This is a genomic window from Serratia sp. 121840015-1 (assembly GCF_053627655.1).
The window spans coordinates 1-6,905 of record NZ_JBSEYF010000018.1 but is presented as its reverse complement, the minus strand read 5'-3'; the positions used below and the strand labels follow the sequence as shown (position 1 = coordinate 6,905).

The following is a 6,905-nucleotide window of genomic DNA, read 5'->3' as shown; positions in this document are numbered from 1 at the left end:
GCGCGCGAGACCATTCACCGCTTTGCCCACCATCACCGGGTCACTGACCAGGTAGAGCAGGCGCTGCTGGGCCTGGTGAAACGCCCCGGCCTGTTGCCGGTGACGGCCCTGCTGCACCCTACGCTGGTCAGATTAAGCACGCAAACGACGTTCTCGGCGACGGGGCGACGGCAGACGCAGCGGGTGTTTGAGCGCAGTTGCCACCTCAATGCGCTGATGGCCTGCCTCACGATGATTGCGGTGGTATTTCCGCCGTCGGTGGGAATTGCCCTGGGGCGCAGCAGCTACTGGCTTTTTCCGCTGCTCAACGTGCTGGCATTTATCAAATGCTGGGCACTGGTGCGGGCCGTGATAGCCGATATCGGCGTGCTCAACATGGTGATGCCTCGGCATGATGAACCCGGGTGAGGCGCTGACGCCCGCCGGTTGTCCGATGACTGCGTCGTCCCAATATAAAATTGACACGACCCATCCATCCCATAAAGGAAATTGTGCCATGGATAAACAGGAATACCGACTGTACCTGGCCATGTTGAAGGCGCGCGGCGACCTGGCGCGCAAGGCAATGGCTGACAACGCCCGGCGGCGCAACCTGATCAAGGCGCATCGTCAACGACGCTCTGACGACATCAAGTCATTGTTGGCCTGGAAAAACAGGGACATGTCAGTTGACGGGCTGTTGGCCAGCGATGATGAGTTGGACGCCCGCGAACGGGCGTTCGGCAAATGAGCGCCGGCCACCACTGGGTTTGGGGAGTCGTGGAACCAAAAAGACGGTTAAGCGGTTCAATTGAGAGGTCAATAACAGGTAAATCAATCTGTTGAGATCAACTGTGTTTTTTGCTCTGCAAGCGGAAAAGATGAGTATAGGTAATTTGGCTATCGTAAAAGAGGTGGCTGAAAATGGCAATCGGCGATGTAAATTGGCTGGATAATTTTTGGCTACTTAAAATGACCGCTTAACGGTGTTTACTGTTCCGTTACTCCCCAAACCCCATGCACAGAAAGGTACTGCCTTTCTGTAACTCTATGACGGCTTGAGCCCCTGGGTTCTGGTCGTCCGCTCTTCCTGCATTTTTATCTATCATCCCGCGCCAACGGGACTGAAAAATGCTTTTTATGCTGCTAAGTTACGGATTCTGTAGTACGCTTTGCCAAACGATCCTTTTCAGATCCTTGGGGAGGCAGAAATGTCACAGTCCGTAAACGCAGTTACTTCCTCATCGAAAACTAAGCGTCAGTACAGAAAGGGTAATGCTATGACTGCTTCTGAGAAGCAGTTGGCATCGATAGCTCGGAAACGTGCAACGCATAAAGAGATTAATGTTTTTGTCCGAAATCCTTTAAAAGAACAACTGATTGAGTTTTGTTCAGATGAGGGGCTAACTCAAGGACAAATGATTGAGATGCTGATTGAGCGCGAAGCAAATAGACGACTTGCGGAAAAGTAAATGGTTTACTTTCTTGCTAGGTTTTTGCTCTGGTGCTAGATTACTGATCGTTTGAAGAATTTTTTGGTTGGCCACGCCGAAAGGTGGCAAGGAATGGGTTCTGAGGCTGTTTGAGCTGAATCCAAGAAAGCAAAAACCCCGATAATCTTCGACTAGTTTGGCGACTGAGAAGATTACCGGGGCCCACTTAAAACTGTATAGAAGCGTTGCTCTATGCAGGGAGTATAGAATTGTGCCAAAAAAAATTCAACTCCTTCTGCGCAACATAAGCGAAGGGCTATTTGAATAGCCAATTTGCGAATGTTGAGCACCACATCAATGAATCCCGTAGCTCCCGGCGGGGCGAAGCTAATGCGCTTCGGCGCGGGCAACAAAAAATTCATCGTCGCTATACGCCCAATCTGTGCTGTCGTGTGCCGAAAGGCATGGCTAGCAAGGTGGTGGCGCGCATGAGCAGTCACGACTGGCGGCGTAATGATGACCTGATCGGTCTGCGCCGGCAGGGCTATATCCCCTATACCCAACGCAATAACCCGGACTACCGTCCCAAACCGATGCGCATTGCCGCGCGGTCGGAGAGCCGTGAAGCGCTGACGGTGCTCTCGATGGTGCTGGGCGCCAACTGCGACTACAACCCGGACAGCGACTACCCGTTTGAGATCATGCTGCCGTTCGAGGACGTGGCCAAAGCGATGGGGGTGCTGCACGTATACGAAAGCGGCCGCAAGGCGTATGACGTGGCGCTGCATGCGCTGTCGGTGCTCGAGCAGCTGGACTACCTCATCGTGTCGCGCGGGCAGGATACTGACACCGGTCAGAACAAGCCACTGCGCATCTGGCTGACGGAGAAATTCTTCACCAGTCGAGGTATCCATGTTCACGAAATTCGCCAGTGGCTGGATCAGTACCGTCTGTGGGCCATCAAGAACGGGCTGACGGAAAGCCTGCGCAAGAAATACGAACGTCACCTGGTGCGCATTACGCATCTGGGGATCGACATCGAACGCAAGCACTCGCTGAAAAACCGCCTGAAGCAAATCAAGCGTTGGGTGGTGAGTCCCGATCTGCAGAATCTCAAGAAAGATGCCGAAACCGTTATCGAGGACGAACTGGCCAAGCGCCAGCAGAACGAACATCGCCTCGACACCCTGCTGGACGATACCGCCGACAATATTAAACGGCTGGCCAGCGCCAAGCGTCGCCAGCAGAACGGCTTCTACCAGGCCTGGGTGCAGTGGACGATGGGCCGCTCGCCGCTGAAGGCGATGGAGCTGGAGAATACGCTCAAACGTGAACAGCCCGGACTGCTGAACAGCGATCCGGAGGCGTTCTACCGGCTGCTGCTGGAGCGCGCCGGCGTCATCTCAGCCTAACTTCTTCCGACATACAGAATTGTTACCCTGCCTGACCCCCGGGGGTTTTGTGCTGCCTGTTTTCCGCGACAGACACCAGGTTGACCATTGTTCTGGCCTGTTTCGGGTGATGCCGGCGCGATTTTGGCGACCGTTGACGTCGATCCGGGGGGCGGACAACAGCTATCGACGTCGAATGAACACTTAGCTTCGACATTAATTTCGTAATCACAGTTAACTTCGAAAAAATGCGCGGAGAGATGCTTAATTTCGAAGGTTGTTTCTGAACAAACTAAGCCCTTTAAATAAAGGGAGTCACTCAGCGCACCGGCTTTCGCCGTTGCTGTTGAGTACCTCCCTCACTTTGTTCGGGCAAAAAACAGAGCCTTACTCAGTTCCATGCCTCTCTTAACAAAAACCTGATGTAGCACCTGCAGTCACGACTGCAGGCAAAAGGACCTGCACCCACGCCGGAACCACCGAAATTTCCCAACCAATGAAATTAGCCAACCTTAGCCCCACAAACCCCCTCACCACCGCTGAAAAGCGGCCCCGCCCCGGCCCAAAGGGCCGGAACAGAGTCGCTTTTAATGATGGATGTTTTAACTAGCGATTTTGTCGCTGCCAGAGATGTTGCTGCAGGCTCTACGTACACGCCCGTAAGCGGCCCTCACGGCCCGCTAACGCGGAGATACGCCCCGACTGCGGCTACGCCTTGTCGTGACCACTCCGACGGCGCACACAAAGATATACGTTGCATTTAGCGGGACTTGTCTTGCAGGGCGAGGGATGGGATAGGCGATACCTATCAAGCCTGGGCGGCTACGCCGCGTTACCGGCGACCCTGACCTGATGGTGTTCTATTGCCGCCCAGCTGTCGCCTTCATGCGCTAACGCGCATAACGCGCTGCTGTTGTGTGAACAATGGCACAACACGGCTCAATCGCTGAAACGATATCGACAAGGTAATTTACTGGTTGTGCATACAGTTGTCTGCGCGCTTTTTTAATCGCAAAGAGGAATTTACTATGAGTGATACTATTGTCGTTATCGGTAAACCCACGTCCCCTTCAGCGCCTGATGGCGTGCCTGTCACAGGCGGAAACGCCGGCGGCGGGCTTAATTTCCCAGTACCGTTTCATATCGCCGGTCATGATGATTTCATGGTTCTTGCTATCAATAATGATGTCTTTGATGCCACGAAACGTAACCAAAGTACCATCGATCCGCTGACAGGCGAACTCCCTTACGACGATACCGTCTCTATCGAGCGTGGTGATAAACGCCTGTTACTGACGTACAAGAATTTCAGTGACGCCCTGAACGAGCTTAATCGCCTGGGCGATGTCTGGAAGCAGGGGTCGATGATCCTGGTCTTATCTGACACCACGTTCATCACCTTCGGCGACGTCAACCAGATGACCTCATTCCTGTCCAACTCTAACCGTATCGCCAAAACGGAGTTTATCCGTGAGAAAGAGGGTTTTCATGCGGCCGGCTATGTTCCTCGTGATGCGGCCGGTAATGCTTTAGGCCAATCCGGCGTGACAATTGGCGTGGGTATTGACCTTGGGGGGCGTACCGCTCAATCCATGCTGAATGACGGCGTGCCGCAAAATCTGGTCGATATTTTAACGCCATACCTGGGACTGAAAGGGCAATCCGCGGTCGATAAGTTGAACCAGTCTCCCCTGTCATTGCCCGAATCACAGGCGATGGACATCTCCAATATTTATGTCAACCAATACTCAGCCGGCATGGCCAGCCGTTATTCCTCGGCGGCCGGCAGCCCGTTTAGCGCATTACCACTCAACACGCGTACTGCGATCGTCAGCGTTGCCTATCAGTATGGTCAAAACCTGGCGCAGGCGGCCCCCACGTTCTGGAGCTATGTCACGCAGAAGCAGTGGACCAATGTGGTCAATGAACTCAACAACTTCGGAGACGCCTATCCGACGCGGAGGCAATCGGAAGCGGCATTGATCCAATCCGATATCAATAGCGGTAAGTTGAAATAAACTGGCGCCTGGGAATTATGCCTTTCCAATTCCCAGGCATTTTATTTGGATCACTGCGCCGATGCACACGCTGAATTTTCGGCAATGACCTGAATAACCTTGTAAGTTCCCTGGGAACTTTTCTTCACAACCAGCTCCTGGCTGTTGTTGTAAGTCGGAGGGCCAGGTAACGCCTTGTCGTTAAAGCAAACCGTATAGGTTTCTTTCTGTTTGTCTTCATCCAACACTTTCAACGCGTAAATCCAGCTCTTGTCCGAATTAGTTGCAGTTGCCATTCCTTTCTCACTGGAAACTGTGATGCTTTTTAACTCAGTTAATGTTGTGCCCTGTTTCAAATGACGCGGCCCCAGAGAGTTGTGAAAGGAGGTCATATCCAGACGGTTGAGAATTTCAGCGCTTGTGGTGTCGGCCGTTTGAGCGATGGAATAAAAACTGCTGCATAAAACCAGAGTTGCCAGCACTGCTCTTGTTTTCATCCTGCTTGTCCTTTTCAAAGTGATATGACGTTCTGTGATGGTAGCATCACAGATGCCACATTCCAATGAAAGTGATAATCGCTATCATCAAGCAGCGTCCACGTTTTGTTTATGGGGTTTGAGGGCCAATATAAGAGGAATGCCGGCGGAGCAACTGCTTGCCGAACGTCAGCAAAAAGCTAAACCACAGCTGAAAACCCTGTCACGACACTCGGAGCTGGCGAAGGCGTTCACGTATGCTCTGAACTAGTGGCCGGCCCTGACGTACTAGGGGGCAGTTTGGATATCGAAAAACGGCGATATAGAAGGTTACGTCAGCCTGGCGACGGGAAGATCGCTGAGTCGTGTCGTGTAGCAGGGGGAAAGCAGTTCGCGGCGCATTGCCCAAACTTTATTGATCCCTTGGCCGGCAAACCAGACTTTCCCCAACCCAGAGTGATTTATGCCATCGACCGCTTTCATCAATTGTTCGCTACCGGCGCGCGGTGGATGTTCGTCGAACAGATCGATCTGCCCGGGTTTGTCACAGAAATCGTTAAGCATTATGCCCGCTTTTTGATAGCGAAAACCGTCACGCCAGATCACATTGAGGGCTTTCACAGCCGCCGCAACAATGTCGCGGGTGTCTTGCGTGGCCAACATAAGCTGAACGCTGTGGCTGTTGGCGTAATAAGGCTCATGAGGTGCAAAGGGGCTGGTTCGTGCAAACACCGAAATGTGCCGGCAGTATTGCCTCTCTCGGCGCAATTTCTCGGCGGCGCGTTCCGCGTATTGGCACACCGCTTGGCGCATGTCCTGCAGCTGCGTGACGCGCTGGCCAAATGACCGGCTGACGATGATCTGCTGCTTTGCCGGCAGCGCATCGATCGAGATACACGGTACACCGTTCAGTTCACGCACGGTGCACTCGAGCACAACCCCGAACGTTCTGCGTATCAACGCCTGGTTGCTATCGGCAAGCTGCAGTGCAGTCGTGATCCCCATGGCAGCCAGCTTTTTGGTCAACTGGCGCCCACATCCCCAAATTTCGCTGACCGGCAGTAACGCCATCAACCGTCGTTGTCTAATGATCACCCTCCGAATGAGTGCAGGGCGTGGATCACCACTCCGAAAATTTCCAGTTCTTCGGGGTAAATTGGGCTATAGGCTGGATTCATCGGCGCCAGACAAACCCTGGGGGTCAGCAGCAGCCGCTTGACGGTAAACTCACCGTCGACCGCGGCGATCACGATGCTGCCATGCACGGGTTTTTCAGCCCGATCGACGATCAGCAAATCCCCTGAGAGTATGCCACCATCGCTCATTGACTCGCCCGTTGCGCGGATGAAATATGTGGCGGCCGGGTGTCGAATAAAATCATTTAAATCAATTGATTGTTCAATATAATCGTCGGCAGGGCTGGGGAAGCCTGCCGGGCATGGTGTCCCGTAGAGTGGGAGTTTTACAGGTTGGCCTGGTGAAAAAAAATACAATTCTCGCGTGTTCATAATAGGCATAATTTATCTGTATATATATGGGTCTTCCCTTGTTGTGGTGGCTGAAGGCATGATAATGGTGTATTTAATCGCCAGAGGTCACCGCCATGGACGAAAAGTCCCTCTACGCTCA

General features: G+C 53.0%; 7 protein-coding genes and 2 pseudogenes. 6 read left to right on the top strand and 3 right to left on the bottom strand.

Annotation, left to right across the window (positions count from 1 at the left end):
• The 5 genes from ACUXAC_RS26845 to ACUXAC_RS26825 all read left to right on the top strand — a co-directional run.
• On the top strand, positions 1 to 408 hold a 408-nt coding region (locus ACUXAC_RS26845), incomplete at its 5' end, for a hypothetical protein (protein ID WP_454267148.1).
• 88 nt (positions 409 to 496) lie between these two features.
• Positions 497 to 730, top strand: coding sequence for a hypothetical protein (locus ACUXAC_RS26840; protein WP_454267147.1), 234 nt, complete (start codon positions 497 to 499; stop codon positions 728 to 730).
• A 460-nt stretch (positions 731 to 1,190) separates the two neighbouring features.
• A complete protein-coding gene (locus tag ACUXAC_RS26835; RefSeq protein ID WP_170853589.1) occupies positions 1,191 to 1,451 on the top strand; it encodes a replication regulatory protein RepA in 261 nt (86 codons plus the stop codon).
• Between the two features lie 449 nt (positions 1,452 to 1,900).
• On the top strand, positions 1,901 to 2,824 hold the full coding sequence (locus tag ACUXAC_RS26830) for a Replication protein (protein WP_454267146.1): 924 nt from the start codon (positions 1,901 to 1,903) through the stop codon (positions 2,822 to 2,824).
• Positions 2,825 to 3,831: 1,007 nt separating this feature from the next.
• The gene (locus ACUXAC_RS26825; RefSeq protein WP_454267145.1) at positions 3,832 to 4,821 is read left to right on the top strand and encodes a pesticin C-terminus-like muramidase; all 990 of its coding nucleotides are present in this window, start codon (positions 3,832 to 3,834) and stop codon (positions 4,819 to 4,821) included.
• A gap of 50 nt (positions 4,822 to 4,871) precedes the next feature.
• Here the strand turns inward: ACUXAC_RS26825 and ACUXAC_RS26820 are convergent, their stop codons facing one another.
• Positions 4,872 to 5,297, bottom strand: a complete 426-nt coding sequence (locus ACUXAC_RS26820; RefSeq protein ID WP_454267144.1) for a hypothetical protein — start codon at positions 5,295 to 5,297, stop codon at positions 4,872 to 4,874.
• A 109-nt stretch (positions 5,298 to 5,406) separates the two neighbouring features.
• On the opposite strand from ACUXAC_RS26820, the pseudogene ACUXAC_RS26815 reads away from it, so the two are divergent.
• Positions 5,407 to 5,544, top strand: a pseudogene (locus ACUXAC_RS26815) (hypothetical protein); the annotation flags it as partial.
• A gap of 62 nt (positions 5,545 to 5,606) precedes the next feature.
• Here the strand turns inward: ACUXAC_RS26815 and ACUXAC_RS26810 are convergent.
• Both ACUXAC_RS26810 and umuD read right to left on the bottom strand, forming a co-directional pair.
• Positions 5,607 to 6,362, bottom strand: a pseudogene (locus ACUXAC_RS26810) (DinB/UmuC family translesion DNA polymerase); the annotation flags it as partial.
• 5 nt (positions 6,363 to 6,367) lie between these two features.
• Positions 6,368 to 6,784: a translesion error-prone DNA polymerase V autoproteolytic subunit gene (gene umuD / locus ACUXAC_RS26805; protein ID WP_442531674.1), complete on the bottom strand. Its 417-nt coding sequence runs from the start codon at positions 6,782 to 6,784 to the stop codon at positions 6,368 to 6,370.
• Between the last annotated feature and the right edge of the window lie 121 nt (positions 6,785 to 6,905).

Bases quoted from the DNA above. Each gene is read 5' to 3' on its own strand.
- ACUXAC_RS26830 (WP_454267146.1), top strand. From the start codon at position 1,901: ATGAGCAGTCACGACTGGCGGCGTAATGATGACCTGATCGGTCTGCGC.
- umuD (WP_442531674.1), bottom strand. From the start codon at position 6,784: ATGAACACGCGAGAATTGTATTTTTTTTCACCAGGCCAACCTGTAAAA.
- ACUXAC_RS26825 (WP_454267145.1), top strand. From the start codon at position 3,832: ATGAGTGATACTATTGTCGTTATCGGTAAACCCACGTCCCCTTCAGCG.
- ACUXAC_RS26820 (WP_454267144.1), bottom strand. From the start codon at position 5,297: ATGAAAACAAGAGCAGTGCTGGCAACTCTGGTTTTATGCAGCAGTTTT.
- ACUXAC_RS26840 (WP_454267147.1), top strand. From the start codon at position 497: ATGGATAAACAGGAATACCGACTGTACCTGGCCATGTTGAAGGCGCGC.
- ACUXAC_RS26835 (WP_170853589.1), top strand. From the start codon at position 1,191: ATGTCACAGTCCGTAAACGCAGTTACTTCCTCATCGAAAACTAAGCGT.